Origin of the sequence: Staphylococcus sp. HMSC062A01, assembly GCF_001836805.1 — a bacterium.
GTDB classification, from domain to species: domain Bacteria; phylum Bacillota; class Bacilli; order Staphylococcales; family Staphylococcaceae; genus Staphylococcus; species Staphylococcus haemolyticus.
Genome location: NZ_KV830619.1, coordinates 1 through 341, shown reverse-complemented (window position 1 = coordinate 341; position 341 = coordinate 1). Strand labels below are relative to the sequence as shown.

Annotated in this window: 1 pseudogene; it reads right to left on the bottom strand. The window is 34.9% G+C overall.

Going from position 1 to position 341, the window contains the following annotated elements:
- Positions 1-42 precede the first annotated feature (42 nt).
- Positions 43-341 (bottom strand): annotated as a pseudogene (locus HMPREF2715_RS05305) (IS6-like element IS257 family transposase); the annotation flags it as partial.

Here is a 341-nt window from a genome sequence, read left to right as displayed (position 1 = left end):
AAAAAATATAGCTAACCACTAATTTATCATGTCAGTGTTCGCTTAACTTGCTAGCATGATGCTAATTTCGTGGCATGGCGAAAATCCGTAGATCTGAAGAGACCTGCGGTTCTTTTTATATAGAGCGTAAATACATTCAATACCTTTTAAAGTATTCTTTGCTGTATTGATACTTTGATACCTTGTCTTTCTTACTTTAATATGACGGTGATCTTGCTCAATGAGGTTATTCAGATATTTCGATGTACAATGGCAGTCAGGTTTAAGTTTAAAAGCTTTAATTACTTTAGCCATTGCTACCTTCGTTGAAGGTGCCTGATCTGTAATTACCTTTTGAGGTT